Here is a 19,944-nt window from a genome sequence, read left to right as displayed (position 1 = left end):
AACCTGCCTTATGGAGGAATTATAGAAATGTCTGACAACAAGAACGTCAAGCTCCAGTCAGAAAATACCAAATCCAACTTTGGTAAGGGCTGGATCATCATCTTTTTCTGCATGTTCATGTTCTGGTTCCTGATCGGATACTCCATCGACGGACAGAACATCGTTATCACTGCGTTTGCAAAGGGTCATTGGCAAGAATTAGGATTTGCAGATGTGACAGCACTGCATGCTGAACTGCTTAATCTGGCCTTTTATGCCGGACTGATCGGCGTGGTTGCGTACTTCATCCTGGGAAGACTCTGCGTCAAGATGGGAGGCAGACTGTTCTCCGCCGTCTTCCTGGCACTGGCTGGCCTGGCCTACATCTACTACGGACACGCTACCACCACCACCTCTTACTTCATCGGACTGACCCTGGTCACTATCTTCATCAACGGCGCTGCTTACCTGGGCGGCGGCAACCTGGTCACCCAGTGGTTCCCGAAGAAGAAGGGCCTGGCCAACGGATACACCACCATGGGCCATAACCTGGGTTCTGCCCTGTACGTGCCTCTGATCGCTGCGCTGATCGGCGGACTGGGCATGGCCAACGGCATGACCGTCACCGGTGTCCTGGGCATCGTCGTCGCTATCGTCGGTTACATCCTGGTCAGAAACTATCCGCAGGAGAGAGGCATGTATCCGGATAACGTCACCAAGGAAGTCTATGAGGCTGAGTACGCGGAGATGGGCGAGGAGACCAAGTCCAGATGGACCGTGGGCACCCTGCTGAAGACCCCTGAGATGTGGATCGTCTCCATCATCATCGGTATCAACCAGATGGTCACCACCGGTGTCATGTCCCAGATGGTTCCCAGAAACGTAGAACTGGGATTCTCTGAGCCGAAGGCCATCGGTCTCATGACTTTCTGCGCTCTGATCGGTGTCTGTGGATCCTATGGTTTCGGATGGATCGACCAGAAGTTCGGCGTCAAGTTTGCTATCCGCGCGTTCCTGTGCTGGTACATCGTAGCGCTGCTGATCAATTACACTCTGAACAACATGACCGGTGGATACATCTGCGTGGCCATGGTCGGTATCGCCATCGGCGCGGCTGCCAACTTCATGACCTCCCTGCCGGCATCCGTGTTCGGACGTCATAACTTTGACCTGGTGTACTCCATCTACTTCCCCATCATGGAAGTGGTCCTGATGCTGAACTACAAGGTCAACTCCCTGGCACTGCAGCTGACCGGCGGCCTGAGAGGGGCCTACCTGGTATTCATCGTCCTGCTGGCGATCAACATCGTACTGATCTCCGTGATCAACGTCAGAAAGTACAACCTAGACTACGCCAAGGAAGATGCTATCACTGGAAACAACTAATCGAAATCACTACCATCGCTAACAGAGGCTAATAACGAGCGCCAGATAGCCCCCGTCTCTATAGGCGGCGGGTTCCACCTCCGGTTTCAGCGGGGGATCGTAATCCCCCGCTGAAACCGGAGAAGCTGAAGCTCCTGGCGTTCGTTGCAGGCGGTCGCTTCGTCCTAGACGTGTGAGCTCGTCAGGAACTTCGCTCCGCCTTAAAGGCCGGAAAGGATATACTGATATGGGAAATGTAGTCATCGTTGCAGCGTGCAGAACTGCAGTTGGTTCACTGGGAGGCATGTACAAAACGATCACATCGCTGGATCTGTCGATTCCCGTCATGCAGGAACTCATCAAGAGATCCGGGATCGATCCCACGATCATCGAAGACGTGATCTGGGGCTGCAACTATCAGAGAACATATAAGGAAAACAATCTGGCCCGTGTTGCCGCAGTGAAGGCTGGACTCCCGGAAAGTGTTCCCGGGATCACCATCCACAGAAACTGCACATCTTCTCTGTCCTCGATCCAGTTTGGATTCTACCAGATCAAGGCAGGCGAGGCGGACTGCATCATGGCAGGCGGCGCGGACAGCATGAGCACCGCTCCGCACATGGTCTTCGACGCCAGATATGGAAAGAAATATGGACATATGGAGATGCGTGATTCCATGTGGGATTCCTTCACCAACCTGGGCGTAGGCCCGGCGATGGGAATCACCGCAGAGAACGTGGCCGAGAAATACGGCATCACCAGAGAGGAAATGGATGCGTATGCGCTGCAGAGCCATCAGCGTGCAGTGGCGGCCATCGACGCCGGCAAATTCAAGGACGAGATCGTTCCTGTCACAGTCCACGGAAGGAAGGGTGACACCGTCTGCGATACCGACGAATTTCCGAGAAGGGATACATCTCTGGAGAAGCTTGCCAAGCTGAAGGCCACCTTCAAGGAAGATGGTAAGGTCACTGCAGGTAACTCCTCTGGCATGAACGATGCAGCCTCTGGCGTGATCCTGATGGACGAGGACAAAGCAAAAGAACTGGGAGTACCCATCATCGCACGTGTCCTCTCCGTTGGTGCTGTGGGACTGGATCCTGATTACATGGGTCTTGGACCGATCGGGGCCTCTCAGAAGGTTCTGAAGAAGGCCAATCTCACCGTCGAGGATATCGATCTGTGGGAAATGAACGAGGCCTTTGCTGCACAGTGCCTGGCTTGCCAAAGAGAACTTGGGATCGACGGGGATAAGCTGAATGTCAACGGCGGAGGCATCTCCATCGGTCATCCGGTAGGGGCTACCGGTGCAAGGCTGGTGGTCACTCTGGTTCACGAACTGAAGAAACGCGACCAGAAGTACGGTGTTGCAACACTCTGTGCCGGTGGCGGTATGGGTGTCGCAGTTCTCGTCGAGATGGTATAATCTTTAAAAATAACAGTGATATGAAAAGACTGCCTGCGAGCAGTCTTTTCTATTTGTGTTGATTATTTTCGTGCTTTTGGGTATAATCGAGAATACAGTAAATATTAACGGAAGGTACGATATGACAAAGCAAAAGAACCTGATTCCTCTTCTACTGCTGCTCTATGCGGTGTGGGGATTCAACTGGGTGGTCATGAAGATCGCCAACGACTATTATCCGGCAGCATTCTTCGTGGCTTGCAGGTTCACCATAGGGGCCGCGGCGCTTCTGGTTGTCTGCATTGCACGGGGCAAGCTGTTGCCACCAAAGAATTATTGGCCCTGGATCATTCTGACGGGGGTCCTGGGGATGGCACTGAATATGCTGCTTGTGCAGCTCGCCACCAAGTATCTCGGCGCAGGGCTGCCAGCAGTGCTGGACTACACACAGTCCGTGTTCGTGTGCATCCTGGCAGCCGTGTTTCTGGGAGAGAAGCTTACGATCCGGAAGGTGGTGGGGATCATCCTCAGCATCGCGGGTCTTCTGATCCTAACCAATGTGGAGCAGACCGGAAACACCTGGGCTATCGGCCTAGGGATCGGAGCAGCGGTAGCCTGGGCAGTCTCCAACATTTTCGTGAAGACAAAACTGCAGGGCTGCGACATGGTACAGTACACCGGCTGGCAGATGGGCTGCGGGGCTCTGGTGATGTGGGTATACGCTTTTGCTTCTCCGGGCGGACAGGTGGTGTGGGCACCCATGGGGATCGTCTGCATGATCTACACCGGTCTGATCGCCTCCGCACTGGCCTGGTTCCTGTGGAACTATCTGCTGGTGAAGATGGAAGCAGGACAGGCCTCCATCGCCGTGATGGCGGTACCGGCGGTTGGTGTTCTCTGCGGTATCATCTTCCTGGGAGAACCCATGACGATGTCCATTGCGCTGGGCATGGTGATCCTGTTCGCGGGGATCCTGATCGTTCTGGGACTGGGAGAGAAGAAGTCATAGAAATGAAAACAGCCAGGGATGAGGTCCCTGGCTGTATTTTATTTCTTTCCTGGATAATCGATCCCATATTGCTTGATCTTTCGGGAGATGGTGGAGGCGTTGACCCCCAGTTTGGACCCAGCGTCCCGGAGACTGGTGGAGTTGCGTAGCACGGACTCCAGCAGGCTCTTCTCGTAGTTCTCCACCTGCTGGCTGAGACTGCCGATCTCGATGGGAGATACAGATTCCTGGGAGATGTCCAGGATTCCCCGGATGGTCTTCTCGTCCACATGGTCTCCGCCGGAGGCGCAGATGGTCAGGTATTCCACCACGTTTTCCAGTTCCCGAACGTTGCCGGGCCAGTGGTAACTTCGGAACAGGGCAAGGTTGCTCTCAGAGAATACAAGATTCCGGCCATGCTTCTTGGAGAACAGCACCCGGAAATGCTCGATCAGATCCTCGATGTCCTTGGGCCGCTTGCGGAGCGGTGGGATGGAGATGGGGATCACATTCAGGCGGTAGAACAGATCCTGACGGAAGGTTCCCTCGGCGATCTTCTGTTTGAGATCGCTGTTGGTCGCGGCAATGAACCGGATGTCAAGGGGGATAGGCTTGGTGCTTCCCACCCTTGTAATCACCTTGTCTTGGATGGCGCGGAGCAACTTGACCTGCAGGTCCATGGACATCTCTCCGATCTCGTCCAGGAACAGGGTGCCGCCATTGGCCGTCTCGAACAGGCCCTTCTTGCCTGTGGCGTTTGCCCCCGTAAAGGCCCCCTTCTCATATCCAAAGAGTTCCGACTCCAGCAGGTTTGCCGGGATGGAAGCGCAGTTGATCTTCACGAAGGTCTTGTCGGCACGCTTGCTCGTGCGATAGATCTCATCGGCGACAACTTCCTTTCCTACGCCAGATTCTCCGGTGATGAGGATGGTAGCATCGGTGGGGGCTGCCATCTGGATCAGGTTAGAGATCTCCTTCAGAGAAAGGGAGGAACCCACCAGCCGTTCGCTGGAGGTGGTTTGCTCGCTAGAGCTCTCACGGATCTGTACATGCTGTGGATCCACATCCTTTACCTCCCGCAGGAAACGGTCATAGTCCTCGTGAAGCGCCTGCAGGGACAGGATCGGCCGGCTGCTGACCACCACCTGATGCAATTGCCCGGCTTCATCAAAAATGGGCACACCTACGGTGTATCCCACCTCCGGTGGGTTTCTCTTGGTGACGGTGGCCAGCCGAAAGATCTTCTTCTTCTCCTTCAGGACATCCAAAGCAGAGCCGCCGGTAAACAGGTTGCCTTCTGCGACGATATCCTCCGTCTTGCGCCCCAGCACTTCCTCTGGTAAGATGCCGGTATTCTTCTGATGGGCCGGGTTGACGTAGAGGACCGTTCCCTCCTTGTCGGTAATGTAGATGCTGTCATCCAGACTGTCCACTACGATCTTATAATCGATGCCAGTCTGGTGAAAATAGTGGAGATCCTGCTTGATCTCTCGTAATAGGGCAAGGGCAGACCCTTCGTTCTTATAGGTCATTTCATCGATGGCTCGATTGATCTTGTTGATGACTTCCTGAATTGCTAGTGTCTGATTCATTGTCTTCTCCTGTGTTCTTGAGAAATTATACCACATCGTTGCAGGATTGCATAGCGATTTGTTTGACAATTGCAACAACTTGCTCCTGCTTTTTTGCACAAAGCCCTGTATCTCTACGGTCCGGTTGTTCGTAAAGTTGGCACGGAATTTGCTTTTAACTAAAATAGGAGGAAACGCGAATGAGCCGAGTTCTTTATCTGGATTGTGACAGCGGGATGAGCGGGGACATCTTCCTTTCCACAATGGTGGATCTGGGAGTACCCGGCGACTACCTGCGGGACAGACTTTCTCTTCTGGATCTGGACGGCTATCATCTCAGGTTCGGCACCGTGGAAAGGCAGGGGATTCCTGCAGCTTCGGTGGACGTGGTTCTAGCGGACAGGGAGGCGGAGAAGACCGATCCCTATTCCGGAAATTACCGGAATTACGGACAGATCCGAAGGATGATCGACGACAGTGCTTTGTGCGAGGAAGAGAAGGCGATCGCCCACAGGATCTTCCGCATCAAGTCTGGTGCGGAATCGGTGGTACACGGAGTTCCTCTCGACGAGGTGAAGTTTCACGAGGCGGGTGCAGTCGATTCGGTGGTGGACATCGTCGGCGCGGCCATCTGTCTGGTGCACCTCAAGCCGGCAAAAGTCGTTTCTACCTTTCCCCCGACAGGGTATGGTCAGGTGCATTGCGCATGCGGGACATTGAATGTTCCGGTGCCAGCGGTGAGGGAGATCATTCATCAGACCGGACTTCCTCATTACAGATCGGACATTCCGCAGGAAGTGCTGACACCTACGGGGGCATCGATCCTGGCTGGGATCGTAGACGAATTTGTGGACAGTGTTCCTGAGGATGCCAGAAACGGCCGCAGAGGGCATGGGACCGGCACCAGGGAGACAGGCCTTCCGCCCATGGAGGCCATACTCAGTTAACAAGAAGGAGATCAGAGAAATGCTTGAAACACGAAGATTGAACGATAAGAAGAAAGTCATCATCACCGCGGCGCTGACCGGTGCGGTCACCACCAAGGATAACAACCCGAACCTGCCAACGCAGCCGAAGGAGATCTGCGAGTCTGCACTGGCCTGCTATGAGGCAGGGGCTGCTGTGGTCCATATCCACGTACGTGACGACGATGACAAGGCAAGCATGCGTTACGATAAATTTGAGGAGGCGGTGACCCTGATCCGCGAGTCCGGATGTCCGGTGGTCATCAACCTGACCTCTTCCGGCGGACAGGGATTCTCCTGGGAAGAGAGGATCAAGCCTTTCAAGGAACTGAAGCCGGAGATGGCATCCTTTGATGCGGGTACCATGAACTGGCTGAACACTGTAGTGTTCATGAACGAGCCTGGATTCCTGGAGCTCTGCGGAAAGGAAATGATCGCTGCGGGGGTCAAGCCGGAGATCGAGGTCTTTGACATGGGTATGCTGAACACCGCCAAGTACTACCTGAAGAAGGGCATCTTGCAGGCGCCGGCCCACTTCCAGCTCTGCCTGGGAGCGCCGGGAGGCATGGAAGCTACCACCGAGAACCTGGTATACCTGGTGAACCATCTGCCTGAGGACTGCACCTGGAGTACATTCGGCATCGGAAGAGGCGCCAACGAGATCATGATGGCAGCCCTGGCTATGGGCGGCAACATCCGTGTTGGGCTGGAGGACAACGTATACTACAACGCAGGTGTGTTGGCCGAGTCCAACGAGCAGTTCATCGCCAGAGTCAGCCGGCTGGCCAGAGAGGTCGGCAAGGAAGTCGCCACTCCGGACGATGCCAGAGAGATCCTGGGCCTGCGGAAATAGGCTCACTAAAATCGTTTTCAATAACACTGAAATATACACAATGTTAAAGGAGGAAAAACCATGTCTGAAATTTATGAAAGACATACTCGTGAAGAGAACTACGCGCATACCAATGACTGGAAAAAGCCGTATGACGCTAGCATCTTCGACATGTTCAAGGATGGAAAGTTCGAGCTTCTGGACCTCTCCAACCCGTTTGGAAGAGGAAATCCGCTGTGGCCGTCCAACGGTGACTTCCATATCGACAGAGTACAGCACATGCCGATGCACTACAGACTGCTGCAGACCTTCAACTCTTTCCATATGCATAACTCCACGCATGCTGACTCCCCGTCGCATGTTATCCCGGAGAGCCCGTTCACTCATGAACTGCCGATCGAGAACTACTTCGGCGAGGCTGTATGCCTGGATATCCCTAAGGGGAAGTGGGAACTGATCACTGTCGAGGAGATCGAAGAAGCTGCTAAGAAGGTACCCGGAGGCATCAAGGAAGGTGACTGGGTCCTGCTGAACACCGGCACACACAGACGCTGGGGTGAGAACGAAGATTACTTTGGTTACAGCCCAGGACTGTCCATCGAAGGTGCGAAATGGTTCGTAGAGCATCATGTGAAGGGTGTTGGCTTCGATATGCAGGCCATCGACCACTTCCTGTATACCTACGGTGGAAAGCACGGTCCTGGCCCCTACGTTCCCAGAATCGTTGAAGAGTACGAAGAGATGGTCGGTCATCCGGTTGAGGAAGATTTCCCTGAGTGGGAGCCCTGCCACGACATCCTGCTGGCACATAACGTAATGGGAATCGAGAACCTGGGTGGCGACCTGGATAAGGTCAAAAACCAGAGATTCCTGTTCTGCGCATTCCCACTGAGATGGTACATGGGCGACGGAACCATCGTTCGTGCCGTTGCGTTCGTTCCTTCTGACAGAATCGACAGAAGCGTTCCGGACAAGGAGTATCCGTACGGCGTATATTAATCGATCGACTTCACTGACGTGCTGCCGCTTGCGTGCGGCAGCACGTTTTACTTTCATTCTTTTCGTTTCTGTGTTATAATGACAGGAAATACATATTGATAGAAAAGGAGAAACCTATGGCATTGATGACAGGCGCGCAGTACATCGAGAGTCTGCGCAAGTTAAAAACAAGAGTATACATGTTTGGAGAGCAGGTAGAGAACTGGGTGGATCATCCCATCATTCGCCCTTCCATCAATAGCGTGGCAATGACCTACGACCTGGCTCAGGATCCCGAGTACGCAGATCTGATGACCGCCAAGTCCAACCTGACCGGTGAGACCGTCAACCGCTTCACCCATCTGCACCAGAGCACAGAGGATCTGGTAAAGAAGGTCAAGATGCAGCGTCTGCTGGGACAGAAGACAGGAAGCTGCTTTCAGCGCTGCGTAGGTATGGATGCTTTCAACGCGGTATACTCCACCACCTTCGAGATCGATGAGAAGTGCGGCACAGAGTACCACAAACGTTTCACTGAGTTCCTGAAGATGGTCCAGAAAGAAGACCTGGTGGTGGACGGTGCCATGACCGACCCCAAGGGAGACCGCAGCAAGGCTCCCCACGCCCAGACCGACAAGGATATGTATGTCCGCATCGTGGAGCGCAGAGAGGACGGGATCGTGGTCCGCGGTGCCAAGGCGCATCAGACCGGATCCATCAACTCTCACTGGCACATCATCATGCCCACCGTCGCCATGAGAGAAGCGGATGCTGATTACGCAGTATCCTTCGCATGTCCCAGCGACGCAGAAGGTCTGTTCATGATCTATGGCCGTCAGTCCTGCGACACCAGAAAGATGGAAGAGGGCTGTGCCATCGACACCGGCAACCAGAAGTACGGCGGCCAGGAGGCTCTGGTGGTCTTCGACGACGTGTTTATTCCCAACGAGTACGTGTTCATGGCTGGTGAGTACGAGTTCGCCGGCATGATGGTCGAGCGTTTTGCCGGCTACCACAGACAGAGTTACGGCGGCTGCAAGGTCGGCGTGGGCGATGTGGTCATCGGTGCGGCAGCACTGGCAGCGGAGTACAACGGTGCCGATAAGGCCTCTCATATTAAGGACAAACTGATCGAGATGACTCACCTGAACGAGACACTGTTCTCCTGCGGCATCGCTTGCTCCTGCGAGGGTTGCCAGACCAAGGCAGGCAACTACCAGATCGACCTGCTGCTGGCCAACGTGTGCAAGCAGAACATCACCCGCTTCCCTTATGAGATCGTTCGTCTGGCCGAGGACATCGCAGGTGGCCTGATGGTGACCCTGCCTTCCCAGAAGGACTTCGATTCTCCTGTCGTCGTTGGGAAGAACGGAGAGAGCATCGGTGAGGTCTGCGAGAAGTACTTCAAGACCAGAGACGATGTTCCTACCGAGGACCGGAACAAGGTGCTCCGTCTACTGGAGAACCTCTGCCTGGGTACCGCCGCCGTCGGATACCGGACCGAGTCCATGCACGGTGCTGGCTCCCCGCAGGCACAGCGCATCATGATCTCCAGACAGGGCAACATCCAGGGCAAGAAGCAGCTGGCCAAGGATATCGCCGGGATCAAGGAGTAAGCAATCCTGACAGAAAAGATTCAGGAGCAGCCACATGGCTGCTCCTGTTTGTTTTTAGCCAACTGCTAACCGGCAGAGAGTTGAACCGCTTGCGATCTTCTCCTGGTAGATGCGGGTGCACTTCTCATACCTGGCGAATGTTTTCCGGGCGGTCTTCTCATCGTGATAGACCTTCCAGTGCCCGGCGCACTTGCAGCTCCGAGATCCCTGATTGATGAACCCCTCCACATCCTGAGGTGGATATCCGAGGAAGAGGCCAATCTCGTGGGGAAAGGCGCTGCATTGCCGCATGCGGCTGATCAGGTGAAGAACGGCTTTGGTACCGCTGCAGAGATCGTAACCGCGCTCTGCGAGAAGCCTGATGGCGCACCGATCCTGCAAGTCTGCAGCAAGGCGGGCGGGGCGGTACAGGTAGATCATGACCTTTCTGTCGGAATAGTGAAGAGGAATGACCCGAAGGCCCTTGCCTGCCAATGTGCGATTCAGTTCCCGCAGATCATCACGGAGGGCATCCCGGTCTTCCAGTTCACAGGAGAATATATTACCGGTCTTCAGTCCGGCCAGGGTAGGGGCACAGTGACGTGTCAATATTTCTTCGGAGAGCATGGTCATGCGTGCACCTCCAGAACCTTTTTCAACGCTGCCATGGAACTGGAGTGGGAACGTACGACCAGGGTATCCTCAGGTGCCTTGCTAAGGGCGGTCTTCACCATTTTGTGAGAAACGGTGTTGGTGAATAGGACCATCAGGTCCGGGCTGCCGATGTTTCCGCTCATGGCCTGCGAAAACTTGGCGAATACCTTCGCCTTGCAGTTATACTGTTTGCACATGTTCTTGTAGCGGCTGACCATGCATTCGTTGCCACCGATGATCACTACGCTCATATAATAATCCTTTCTGTCCTTTTAAAGGTTAGATATATCTAACTATTGGAGAAGAATTAATTCGGCAGTCAGCCGAATTAATCGAATTGAAGTTAATTACATCTAACATTATACACAGAGAGAAAGGAATTGTCAAGGAAAAGAAAGAGGACCGCAGATCACCTCTGCAGATCCTCCTTCGCTTTATTTCAGATCGTTGCTTCTGTCGTAGCGCTTGCCATCCCAGTAGACTGTGCTGGAGACCTCGGCCATTTCTGGCAGTGTGACCCCTTCCATGGCCCACTTGGCAAACTCAGCGAATCCGGTCCGATCCACGATATAGCCGATGTGTTCCTTGCCTTCCAGAGCTCCTTTGTCGATGTACTCCCGGACATAGGCGTACATATTCTCTGTGATCTTCATGATGCTGTCCTCGTCGGCCCACTTGATGAAGTCCTGCGCCAGACGCGGATTCTTCTTGCCGGTACGTCCCATGATGACCACCCGGAAGTAGTGGTCGCTGCTTCTGGTCCAGGCTCTGGTGGGACAGTAGTAGACACATACCCCGCAGCCTATGCAGAGCTTGGGATCCCGCCGGATCTTTCCGTTGACCATCTCCAGCGCATTCACAGAACGGATCCGGCAATATTTGACGCACTGCTCGCAGCCCACACATCGCTGGGGATCGTACTGTGGCTCCGTCATGCCGATGACTCCAATGTCGTCCATGCGTACCTTGGCGCAGTCGTTGGAGCACCCAGTGAAGGCGATCTTTACGTGGAGGTCATCGGGGAATATGGCTTTGTCCATCTTGCGGGCAAAGGCTGTGGTGTCGTAGCAACCGAAGGGACAGAGTCGCGAGCCCGGGCAGGCCACGACGTTTCTGGTGCCGGAGGCAGGGTACCCCTGTCCCGGTTCCTCCTGGTTGACTCCAGAGGCTTCGATGATGGATTGGAGCCTCTCGTTTACCGCCGGCATGTCTGCCATGTCGATGCCGGGCAGCTCGATGCCCTGACGGTTGGTGAGAAAGATGGTGCCGTCTCCGAACTCTTCGGCGATGGAAGCCACCTCCGCCATGCTCTCCGCATCGATCACGCCTCCGGGAATGCGCACCCGGGAGGCTGTTTCACCCCGGTGTTTGGAGTAGCGGAAGGCGTTTTTCTTAAGTTTCTTGATATTCACATCACGTCCCATCTCACACCTCCTAATCCAGCATGGTCTTGCTGACCGTATAATTGAATACAGGGCCGTCGATACAGACGTATTTTTCGCCGATCCTGCAGTGTCCGCACTTTCCAAGACCGCAGCACATCTTGCGTTCCTGGGAGACCCAGATGTTCTCTTCCTGGAACCCCCTGTCCAGCAGACCTTGTACTGTGAATTTCATCATCATGGGCGGGCCCACCACAATAGCCCGCGAAGTTGCGATGTCACGGAGAGGAACGCCATCAAGAAAGGCGGTCACCAGGCCGATATTGCCTGTGTAGCCTTCCTCTGCGGCATCCACAGTCAGTGTCAGATCGAGTTGCTCCTCCCAACGGGTCAGATCATCCCGGAAAAGAATGTTGTCTGGGTTCTTGAAGCCCACGATCACGTGGTTGTTTTCCGGGTCGTTCCGATCCGCCAGTTCCTGGATCACGCCGCGCACGGGAGAGACACCTGTGCCGCCGGCAACGACCAGCACCTCACCCCCAGTGTACATGGAAGGGTCGAACCCGTTGCCGTAGGGGCCCCGCAGAAGGAGTTTCTGTCCCTGGTATCTCTCGAAAACTTCGTTTGTGACCCGTCCCACCCGTCGGATGGTCAGATCCACAAAGCCATCTCCAATGCCGCTGACGGAGATAGGCGCCTCTCCGTACTTCGGGATGGAAACCTCAAAAAACTGCCCTGGCTTCACCTCCCCCAGGAAGGCCATGCGGAAGGTGTACTCGATGTCCGTATGTTGGATCACCTGAAGGATCTCCGATGGGAAGGGGACATAGGGATTGCGATCACTCATGGGAGGCCTCCTTTCCTGCTGCAGCGCTGATCTTGTTGATGAGAAGTGGGAAGGATATGTACTCCGGGCATATCGCGTCGCATCTCCCACATCCTACACACATATCATAGCCGAAGCGCTTTCTGAAATCGTGGATCTTATGGAGTACCTTGAACCGCATGCGCTCCCCCTTGGTCTTTCGGTAGGAACCGCCGCCAGCTACGTCCGTGTACCCGTCAATCATACAGGAGGCGGTCACTCTGCGGCGCTCGCCCGCCTGGCCGTTGTCGGTGTAATAGATGTCCTGCATGGTGTAGCAGGTGCAGGTGGGACACACAAAATTGCAGCGTCCGCAGCCGATGCATCTGGTGCTGTACTCTTCCCACAGGCTGTCCTGATAGAGATCCAGAGAGATGTCTTCCGGGAGATCCACGCTGGTCGGATTCTCGGTCACATGGGCGGGGACAACCTCTTCCTCTCGTTTCGCTGTGCTCCGGAACAATGCCTGCAGCGCTTCCGCCTGTACATCGCAGCGATATCCATCCTGTGTCCGGTCCACGGAGAAGATGTAGCCGTTCTCAGACACGTTGCTCCCCATGTCCACGCAGAAGCAGTCCTCATCGCTTTCCTGGCACCCAATCAAAACAAACCACATGTGCTCCCGCATCCTTCTGTAAAACGGATCCTGAGAAGACCCGTTGGCAAGGTACATCTGATCCAATCGTTTCACCGCATGGAGGTCGCAACTCCGGAGAAATACAATTGTGCCCCGTTCCGTATGATCTGCCTCTTTCGCCTGTTCCTCAGTAAAGTAGAACAGTGTTTCCGAAAGCGGCAGCAACGTTTCTTTGAACGAGTAATCTGACTTGTGCTCCAACTCCAGATCCTCGGACGACTTCAGGAGATCGTACCGTATCACATCGGTGTCCGTAAACCGTCCTTCTCCTTGTTTTCGAACTGGCCCGTAAAGTCTGTAATACCGGGACAGCTCCGCCAGAATCCTGTCGAATCCGTCCTTTGATAGTAGATAGCCCATGAAATACTTCCTTCCTCTTCTGTGTTTCGTCGTTCTTATGGTTTGATTGTAACGTATCTTATTCAGAGGGTCAACGAAAAATGAAAAGAGGGCAAAAAAAGATCCCACCGTTTGAGATGGGATCTTGGGTCCAGGGTATGGAGTATTTCGCTAAAATTCTTTGCCCTGCAGCTTCAGGATCTCGACGAAGGCTTTGTCACGGAACTTGACGATGTCGTCCAGATTCTGCCCCTGTGTCTGGCTGCGGCCTGCGATCTCGGCCTCCACACCGTCCTCGATCTCAGGATAGTGGGGGATCTGCTCCGGCCGGCGTGCTGCGGTAGCACCGTACTTCTCCGCCATGACGCGGAAACCGCCCTTGACGCCCATGGACATGGTCAGAAGCTGACCTGTGATAGCCATACGCATGCCAGGGCCGTACATGATGGCCTTGTCCACATCTTCTACTTCGCAGACACCGTCCAGCACCTTCTGGATGCCGTCGTCCATCACGCCCCAGGAGAGGCTGTTCACGATGAAGCCGGTGACTTCCTTCTTGCAGATGACAGGCTCTTTGCCCATGGCCTTGTAGATCGCGCAGGCCTTGTCCAGGACCTCCTGCGGCGCGTGGGGGCCACATACCTCGATGAGGGGAAGCAGGTAGGAAGGATTGTAGGGATGTCCTACTACGATCTTCTCAGGATAGAGAGCGCCCTCGGAAAGCTTGGATGGGAACATGCCGCTGGTGGAGCTGGCGATGATCACGTCCTCACCGCAAATCTCCTGGATCTGGCGATAGGTGCTGTGCTTCAGCTCGATCTTCTCGGGCACGCACTCCTGCACAAAGTCTGCGCCGCTGACGGCCTCAGCTATGTCCTGGGTGAAGCCCATGGCTGCGATGGTCTCGTCTGCACGGGCGGCGTCGATGGCGCCCGCCTCTACCAGAATGTCCAGGACCTTTCCGACAGTGTCTTTCACCACCTCGGTGTCCACCACATCGTACAAGACTACGTCCAGTCCCTTCAGCGCAGCGTTAACGGCCAGTCCGGAACCGATCATGCCGGTTCCCACAAAAGCAATTTTCATAGGGTACCTCCTGTTACTTACATCAATGTACAGATATCCTATGCAAGAATTGTGCCACTACGATCGCACAAAGCCTTTATGGCAGAGCCCGGGGAATCTTATGGCATTGCCATAAGATTCCCCGGGCTCTGCCATAAGAATGGCGGCGATTGGGTAGTTTTCTTATGGCAAAAGTCGATATGTTTATGGCATTGCCATAAGAAAACGGGGGTTTTGCCATAAAGGCTTTGTGCCGGAAAAATTCACATCTGCAACACCCGGTCGCTGATGTGCAACACCATGGGCAGATCGTGGGCGATGAGGAGGATGGTCAGATCCCGTTCCTCCCGCAGCCGTTTCAGCAGATGGATGATCTGCGCCTGAATGGAGACATCCAGAGAGGAGATAGGTTCATCAGCTATGAGGAAGTCCGGATCGGTGATCAGCGCTCGGGCGATGGCGGCTCGCTGCCGCTCGCCGCCGGAGACATCGTAAGGATGCCGGTCCATCAGGGAAGCAGGAAGCTCCACCTGTTTCATCACTTCCAGTACCCGGCGGTGCCGTTCCTGGCGGGGATAGCCACCGGCGATCACCAGGGGTTCCGCAATGATCTCTTCTATAGTCATCCGTGGGTCAAACGCCGAGGCAGAATCCTGGAAGATCATGCTGTTATTGCATCCGGGCGCATACCAGATGCTCCCGGCGGTGGGCGTGTGGATCCCCATCATGCAGCGGGCCAAGGTGGATTTGCCGCAGCCGGAAGGTCCCACCAGTCCCACGATCTCTCCCTTGCGGATGTCTAGAGAAAAGTCCCGGAGCACTGCGCGGGACTGGGCGCGGCCGAGGCGGAAGGTCTTGGTGAGATTCTCCACCCGGACCAGCACCGGCTGCTCCGCAAACGAGTCCATCTCCTCCCGGATATGGCCGTGGTAGTGGCTGCTGCCTTTTCCATAGGTGGCGTACCTAAGAAGGGCCTGGGTATAGGGATGCTGCGGCGCGCGGAACACAGATTCTGCGGTGCCTTCCTCGACGATCTGGCCCTCCTTCATGACCAGGATCCGGTCAGCCAGATCTCTGGCCAGGCCCAGGTCGTGGGTGATGAAGAGCACGCCCCGATCCCTTCGGCGACAGATCGCTCCCAGGAGTTCCATGATCCTAGACTGGGTGTCCGCGTCCAAAGCGGTGGTGGGTTCATCTGCGATGAGCAAGGCGGGATCGCAGGCCAGGGCGATGGCGATGGCCACCCGCTGACGTTGTCCGCCGGAAAGATGGTGGGGATACTGCTTCATCCGAAGTTCCGGATGATCGATCCCTACCTGGGTGAGAAGTTCCAGTGCGCGGACATGGGCCTCTCCCTTGGACATCCCCTGATGGAAGCGCAGAGGGTCCATGATCTGGGTGCCGATGGAGAACACCGGATTCAGAGAGGACATGGGATCCTGAAAAACGATGGCGGCATCCGTACCTCTCACCTGATTCAGCGCGGCCTCGTCCATGGCGGTGACCTCCTTGCCACAGAGAAGGATACGTCCGCTTTCGATCTTGGCGTGGGCCGCGTGAAGCATGAGGATACAGCGGCAGAGAGCGGTCTTGCCGCTGCCGGATTCCCCTACGATGGCCACTGTTTCGCCGCGGCGGATCGTCAGATCTACGCCTCGGACGGCCGGGACACGGCCGTTCGGGCCGTGAAAGGCTAATCTGAAATTTTCTACCCGAAGAAGTTCATTCATGTTCATAATTGACTGCCGGCCCCTGAACGAAGGGGCCGGCAAAGGATCCTTTCTAGGATTCGATATCCCAGTCTGCAATGTTCCAGAAGATGCCCACACCGTGGTGTCCCAGGAGGGTGTCCGGGGTGATCCCGGTGATGTCTTTGCGGACAGCGTAGTCCGCGTCTACGTATGCGATGAAGCTGTAGGGCATTTGTTTTGTCATCTCCTCCAGGAAGTCACCGTAGAGGGCCTTGCGGTCTTTGGCTTTGTCTGTGGAGCGAGCCTCGGCAAGGATCTTGTCGATTTTCTTGTTGGAGTAGCCGGTGTAGTTGTCACCAGCGTCGGTGGTGAAGATCTTGTAGGTGTGATCATCTGCGTCAAAGGGGGATCCCCAACCGATGATGACTGCGTCAAATCCGGCCCAGTCGATCTCTTTCTCAGCTCTGGCGGTGACGTCCACACCATGTTCCTGCAGCTGTGCGGCTACCATCTTGGCCATATCCACACGCACCTGGTCGTCTGCCATGGCATCCAGATTGAACTTCAGCGTATCGCCATCCTTCTCATAGATGCCCTGGGCATTCTTGGTCCAGCCATCCTCCTCCAGGAGTTTCTCCATCTTGGAGGGGTCATAGTCGAAGTGCTCGATATCTTCCTTATTGAACTCATTCTTCTGGATCGGGGAGTAGGCGCTCTGGCCCTCACCCAGCAGGACGCTCTTGATGATGGCATCCCGGTCGATCCCGTAACTCAGGATGTTGGCAAGCTCAGGATGAGCCTTGAAGAACTTGGACCCGGCAAAGTTGTACGCTACAGCGCGGTAGTCGGCGGTCTTCATGTTGTAAATGTTGAAGTTGCCGGTCTTCTCCACATCGTCGGTGGTCTTGGCGGTGATCTGTGCCATGTCGATGTCTCCGGAGGCCAGCTGCATGGCCTTGGCATCCGTATCCGGTACGATCTTGAAGATCACGGTATCGATCTTGGGAGCACCGGCATAGTAGCCGTCGAACTTCTCCATGGTGATGCTCTGTCCCATATCCCAGTTCACCAACTTATAGGGGCCGGCTCCGACCGGGTTCTGGTTGAACTCGTCGCTGGTCATGTCCTTGCCCTCGAGCAGATGCTTGGGCAGGATGCCGATGGTCATGTAATCCGGGAAGGCCACGTTGGTCTTGTCCAGCTGGATCTTGACGGTCTTCTCATCCGGGCACTGGATGTCCTTGATATCGGTGTAGTTGGAGACGATCTCCGAAGCGTTCTTCTCATCCAGAATGGACTCCAGGGTGAACTTCACGTCCTCTGAGGTCAGCGGCTCACCGTCGTGGAAGGTGAGGCCGTCACGGAGATGGAAGGTATAGGTGTGGGAGTCCGCGTCGTAGTCCCAGTCTTCTGCCAGACCGGGCACCACCTTGTTGTTCTCGTCATGGGTGGTGAGGCCGGCGAACAGCAGCAGGTTGATCTCGCCGTGCTCGAACAAAGCCGGGTTGATGGCGGTGTAGTCCTGGCTGCCGTAGATCAGGGTCTTGCCATCCTTGGCATCCGAGCTGGCGGCTTTGTCGCCGCTGCAGCCGGTGAGGACCAGGGCCATGACAAGTGCCAGAGCGGCCGCGATGCTTATTAGTTTCTTGCTTTTCAACATGTCATTATCCTTTCTGTTACAGGTTACTGAATAGTCGTGTGTTCGATCGCCGAATATATTCTCCCAGATTGGTGATGCACACCAGCGTGAGGATCAGCACGGTGCCCGGGATCACGATGATCCACCAGTAGTTGGATAGAAGAGCTTCCTGCGACATAGACAGCAGGCTTCCCCAGGAGACTTCCGTCAGGGGCAGGCCAAGTCCGAGGAAACTCAGGGTGGACTCGGTGATGATGGCAGAGCTGATGTTGGACACCACCATGAACATGATGGCTGGTACGAAATTGGGAAGCAGATGCCGCCGCAGGATGTACCAGAAGCCGCCACCCATGGTGCGTGCGGCCAGGATGTAGTCGCTTTCGCCGATCTGCCGCACCTCGCTGCGGACGATCTTGGCGATGTTCATCCAGCTGGTGATTCCGATGATCACCGAGAGAGACAGGTACGTCGGCTGCCCCCACCAGGCCTGAAGGAACAGGATCACCAGGATGGAGGGGAGACTCATCAAAAGCTCCACCGTCCTCATCAGCAGGTCGTCCGTTCGCTCCCCGGCAAGGCCGCTGGCGGTCCCGTAGACCACCGCGATGAACGTGGAGAGCGCGGCGCTGGCCAGACCGATGATCAACGAGGCCCTTCCCCCATAGAGTACCATGGTGAAGAGGTCTCTTCCCATGTTGTCCGTGCCAAAGGGATGGGCACGGCAGGGGGCCAGGTTCACCGCTGCACTGTCCATGGCAGCGGGCGGGTAGGGGGCCAACAGGCCGGCGAAGGCGCAGCACAGCACGATCAGCGCCAGAAGCGCCAGAGAGAAGATGGGCTTGTTTCTGTTCATGCGCTCACCTCCTCTATGGTTTCGTACTGCATCCGCGGATCGATGAATTCGCTGATGATCTGGGCCAACAGGTTGCAGACCAGCACCACCGCCCCGGTGAGCATGCAAAGTGCCATCAGCATGTTGTAGTCCTTGTAGAGGGCGCTCTCAAAACTCAGCGTTCCCAGCCCCGGGTAGGCGAACACCATCTCCACCACGTAGGTGCCTCCAAGGATGTGGGGGACGGCGATGGCCATGATCACCAGAAGCGAAGGCAGGATGTTCCGGAAGCAGTAGTGTCGAAGAATCCGCCCCCGCGGGATCCCCTGTGCCTTGCACAGCATCACGTAGTCCTTCCGGGTCTCCTCCAGCAGCTTGTTGCGGATCATGTAGGCATAGTACCACAGGTGGCCCAGCACCATCACGGTCACTGGGAGCACCAGATGCCAGAGTCGGTCCGCCAGATCCTCTGCATGTCCCAGGCTGTAAGCGCCCCCCGTGGGGAAGATCCTCAGGTTGACGGCAAAGAGCAGGATCAGCAGCAGCGCCAGGAAGAACGCCGGGATGCTCCCCGACACCACCCCCAGCCTGCACAGGATCCGGTCCGTCCAGGTGTTCTCTCGCAGAGCACAAAGCCTGCCCAGCCAGATGGCCAGCAGGAAGGTCAGGAGGAAGGACAGCCCGCCAAGCGTCAGTGTGTTTCTCCACACATTCCCGATGACTTCGGTCACCGGACGCTTGTACTTGTAGGAGATTCCCAGATCCCCGTGGACCAGTTCTCCCGCCCAACGGGCGTACTGCACAGGGAAGGAGTCGTTCAGTCCCAGCTTGTCCCTGGCCAGTTCCTTCTGTTGTTCGTTCATCCGGTCCAGTCCGTCACCGTAGTAGGCCCGCAGAGGGTCGCCGGGACAAAGCCTTGCCAGCGTGAACACGATCACAGAAAGAAGGAACAGCACCAGGAGCATCTGCCCGGTCTTTCGGAGAATATATTCGGTTTTCTTCTGTGTTTGGTTCATATCTTTCCTTTTGCAAAAAATAAAAACCACGGAAGATGGTATGCGCTCTTCTGAGCACAAAACGCCTTCGTGGCTTTCGCTATTATATCATAGGAAACGGGTTAGTTGCAAGGTCTCGTTTTTCTGTATTGACAATCCGGGTATAA

Annotated in this window: 18 protein-coding genes; 7 read left to right on the top strand and 11 right to left on the bottom strand. The window is 55.5% G+C overall.

Annotated elements, in window-relative coordinates:
- Positions 1–27 precede the first annotated feature (27 nt).
- The 3 genes from P156_RS0105105 to P156_RS0105095 all read left to right on the top strand — a co-directional run bounded on the left by P156_RS0105105 (position 28) and on the right by P156_RS0105095 (position 3,758).
- The gene (locus P156_RS0105105) at positions 28–1,365 is read left to right on the top strand and encodes a nitrate/nitrite transporter (protein ID WP_027869207.1); all 1,338 of its coding nucleotides are present in this window, start codon (positions 28–30) and stop codon (positions 1,363–1,365) included.
- A 226-nt stretch (positions 1,366–1,591) separates the two neighbouring features.
- A complete protein-coding gene (locus P156_RS0105100) occupies positions 1,592–2,770 on the top strand; it encodes a thiolase family protein (protein ID WP_027869206.1) in 1,179 nt (392 codons plus the stop codon).
- A gap of 121 nt (positions 2,771–2,891) precedes the next feature.
- Complete coding sequence (locus P156_RS0105095; protein WP_034802258.1) at positions 2,892–3,758, top strand: DMT family transporter; 867 nt, start codon at positions 2,892–2,894, stop codon at positions 3,756–3,758.
- Positions 3,759–3,796: 38 nt separating this feature from the next.
- On the opposite strand, the gene P156_RS0105090 is transcribed toward P156_RS0105095, so the two are convergent.
- Positions 3,797–5,329 carry a sigma-54-dependent Fis family transcriptional regulator gene (locus P156_RS0105090; RefSeq protein ID WP_027869204.1) on the bottom strand — a complete coding sequence of 511 codons (1,533 nt, stop codon included), beginning with the start codon at positions 5,327–5,329 and terminating at the stop codon, positions 3,797–3,799.
- A 179-nt stretch (positions 5,330–5,508) separates the two neighbouring features.
- Here P156_RS0105090 and larC point away from each other — a divergent pair, with 179 nt between their 5' ends.
- From larC to P156_RS0105070, 4 genes are all read left to right on the top strand, one after another.
- Entirely contained in the window at positions 5,509–6,255 is a 747-nt protein-coding gene (gene larC / locus P156_RS11645) for a LarC family nickel insertion protein (RefSeq protein WP_051600669.1), read from the top strand.
- 19 nt (positions 6,256–6,274) lie between these two features.
- Positions 6,275–7,126 carry a 3-keto-5-aminohexanoate cleavage protein gene (locus P156_RS0105080; protein ID WP_027869203.1) on the top strand — a complete coding sequence of 284 codons (852 nt, stop codon included), beginning with the start codon at positions 6,275–6,277 and terminating at the stop codon, positions 7,124–7,126.
- A gap of 60 nt (positions 7,127–7,186) precedes the next feature.
- Positions 7,187–8,104: a cyclase family protein gene (locus P156_RS0105075; RefSeq protein WP_051600667.1), complete on the top strand. Its 918-nt coding sequence runs from the start codon at positions 7,187–7,189 to the stop codon at positions 8,102–8,104.
- A 116-nt stretch (positions 8,105–8,220) separates the two neighbouring features.
- A complete protein-coding gene (locus P156_RS0105070; protein WP_027869201.1) occupies positions 8,221–9,699 on the top strand; it encodes a 4-hydroxyphenylacetate 3-hydroxylase family protein in 1,479 nt (492 codons plus the stop codon).
- A 54-nt stretch (positions 9,700–9,753) separates the two neighbouring features.
- Here P156_RS0105070 and P156_RS0105065 read toward each other — a convergent pair whose 3' ends face one another.
- The 10 genes from P156_RS0105065 to P156_RS0105020 all read right to left on the bottom strand — a co-directional run bounded on the left by P156_RS0105065 (position 9,754) and on the right by P156_RS0105020 (position 19,798).
- Positions 9,754–10,311: a DUF3793 family protein gene (locus P156_RS0105065; RefSeq protein ID WP_027869200.1), complete on the bottom strand. Its 558-nt coding sequence runs from the start codon at positions 10,309–10,311 to the stop codon at positions 9,754–9,756.
- Entirely contained in the window at positions 10,308–10,583 is a 276-nt protein-coding gene (locus tag P156_RS0105060; RefSeq protein ID WP_027869199.1) for a DUF2325 domain-containing protein, read from the bottom strand. The genes P156_RS0105065 and P156_RS0105060 overlap by 4 nt, the downstream gene beginning before the upstream one ends.
- Positions 10,584–10,766: 183 nt before the next feature.
- Entirely contained in the window at positions 10,767–11,756 is a 990-nt protein-coding gene (asrC, locus tag P156_RS0105055; RefSeq protein ID WP_027869198.1) for a sulfite reductase subunit C, read from the bottom strand.
- A gap of 10 nt (positions 11,757–11,766) precedes the next feature.
- Entirely contained in the window at positions 11,767–12,561 is a 795-nt protein-coding gene (gene asrB / locus P156_RS0105050; protein WP_027869197.1) for an anaerobic sulfite reductase subunit AsrB, read from the bottom strand.
- Positions 12,554–13,576: an anaerobic sulfite reductase subunit AsrA gene (gene asrA, locus P156_RS0105045; protein ID WP_027869196.1), complete on the bottom strand. Its 1,023-nt coding sequence runs from the start codon at positions 13,574–13,576 to the stop codon at positions 12,554–12,556. Before asrA ends, asrB begins: the two co-directional genes overlap by 8 nt.
- Positions 13,577–13,726: 150 nt before the next feature.
- Positions 13,727–14,641: a 3-hydroxyacyl-CoA dehydrogenase family protein gene (locus P156_RS0105040; protein ID WP_027869195.1), complete on the bottom strand. Its 915-nt coding sequence runs from the start codon at positions 14,639–14,641 to the stop codon at positions 13,727–13,729.
- 242 nt (positions 14,642–14,883) lie between these two features.
- Positions 14,884–16,356, bottom strand: a complete 1,473-nt coding sequence (nikE, locus tag P156_RS11640; protein ID WP_051600665.1) for an ABC transporter ATP-binding protein — start codon at positions 16,354–16,356, stop codon at positions 14,884–14,886.
- Positions 16,357–16,402: 46 nt separating this feature from the next.
- On the bottom strand, positions 16,403–17,971 hold the full coding sequence (locus tag P156_RS0105030; protein WP_034802255.1) for an ABC transporter substrate-binding protein: 1,569 nt from the start codon (positions 17,969–17,971) through the stop codon (positions 16,403–16,405).
- A 16-nt stretch (positions 17,972–17,987) separates the two neighbouring features.
- Positions 17,988–18,803, bottom strand: coding sequence for an ABC transporter permease (locus P156_RS0105025; protein ID WP_034802252.1), 816 nt, complete (start codon positions 18,801–18,803; stop codon positions 17,988–17,990).
- Entirely contained in the window at positions 18,800–19,798 is a 999-nt protein-coding gene (locus P156_RS0105020; RefSeq protein ID WP_027869192.1) for an ABC transporter permease, read from the bottom strand. The genes P156_RS0105025 and P156_RS0105020 overlap by 4 nt, the downstream gene beginning before the upstream one ends.
- Positions 19,799–19,944: the final 146 nt, after the last annotated feature.

The sequence above is a fragment of the Eubacterium sp. AB3007 genome (genome assembly GCF_000688015.1).
Lineage (GTDB): Bacteria > Bacillota > Clostridia > Peptostreptococcales > Anaerovoracaceae > Aminicella.
This window is presented reverse-complemented; position numbering and strand designations above follow the sequence as displayed.

Excerpts from the sequence above, each read along its gene's own strand:
- P156_RS0105105 (WP_027869207.1), top strand. The coding sequence starts at position 28 with ATGTCTGACAACAAGAACGTCAAGCTCCAGTCAGAAAATACCAAATCC.
- P156_RS0105100 (WP_027869206.1), top strand. The coding sequence starts at position 1,592 with ATGGGAAATGTAGTCATCGTTGCAGCGTGCAGAACTGCAGTTGGTTCA.
- P156_RS0105095 (WP_034802258.1), top strand. The coding sequence starts at position 2,892 with ATGACAAAGCAAAAGAACCTGATTCCTCTTCTACTGCTGCTCTATGCG.
- P156_RS0105090 (WP_027869204.1), bottom strand. The coding sequence starts at position 5,329 with ATGAATCAGACACTAGCAATTCAGGAAGTCATCAACAAGATCAATCGA.
- larC (WP_051600669.1), top strand. The coding sequence starts at position 5,509 with ATGAGCCGAGTTCTTTATCTGGATTGTGACAGCGGGATGAGCGGGGAC.
- P156_RS0105080 (WP_027869203.1), top strand. The coding sequence starts at position 6,275 with ATGCTTGAAACACGAAGATTGAACGATAAGAAGAAAGTCATCATCACC.
- P156_RS0105075 (WP_051600667.1), top strand. The coding sequence starts at position 7,187 with ATGTCTGAAATTTATGAAAGACATACTCGTGAAGAGAACTACGCGCAT.
- P156_RS0105070 (WP_027869201.1), top strand. The coding sequence starts at position 8,221 with ATGGCATTGATGACAGGCGCGCAGTACATCGAGAGTCTGCGCAAGTTA.
- P156_RS0105065 (WP_027869200.1), bottom strand. The coding sequence starts at position 10,311 with ATGACCATGCTCTCCGAAGAAATATTGACACGTCACTGTGCCCCTACC.
- P156_RS0105060 (WP_027869199.1), bottom strand. The coding sequence starts at position 10,583 with ATGAGCGTAGTGATCATCGGTGGCAACGAATGCATGGTCAGCCGCTAC.
- asrC (WP_027869198.1), bottom strand. The coding sequence starts at position 11,756 with ATGGGACGTGATGTGAATATCAAGAAACTTAAGAAAAACGCCTTCCGC.
- asrB (WP_027869197.1), bottom strand. The coding sequence starts at position 12,561 with ATGAGTGATCGCAATCCCTATGTCCCCTTCCCATCGGAGATCCTTCAG.
- asrA (WP_027869196.1), bottom strand. The coding sequence starts at position 13,576 with ATGGGCTATCTACTATCAAAGGACGGATTCGACAGGATTCTGGCGGAG.
- P156_RS0105040 (WP_027869195.1), bottom strand. The coding sequence starts at position 14,641 with ATGAAAATTGCTTTTGTGGGAACCGGCATGATCGGTTCCGGACTGGCC.
- nikE (WP_051600665.1), bottom strand. The coding sequence starts at position 16,356 with ATGAACATGAATGAACTTCTTCGGGTAGAAAATTTCAGATTAGCCTTT.
- P156_RS0105030 (WP_034802255.1), bottom strand. The coding sequence starts at position 17,971 with ATGTTGAAAAGCAAGAAACTAATAAGCATCGCGGCCGCTCTGGCACTT.
- P156_RS0105025 (WP_034802252.1), bottom strand. The coding sequence starts at position 18,803 with ATGAACAGAAACAAGCCCATCTTCTCTCTGGCGCTTCTGGCGCTGATC.
- P156_RS0105020 (WP_027869192.1), bottom strand. The coding sequence starts at position 19,798 with ATGAACCAAACACAGAAGAAAACCGAATATATTCTCCGAAAGACCGGG.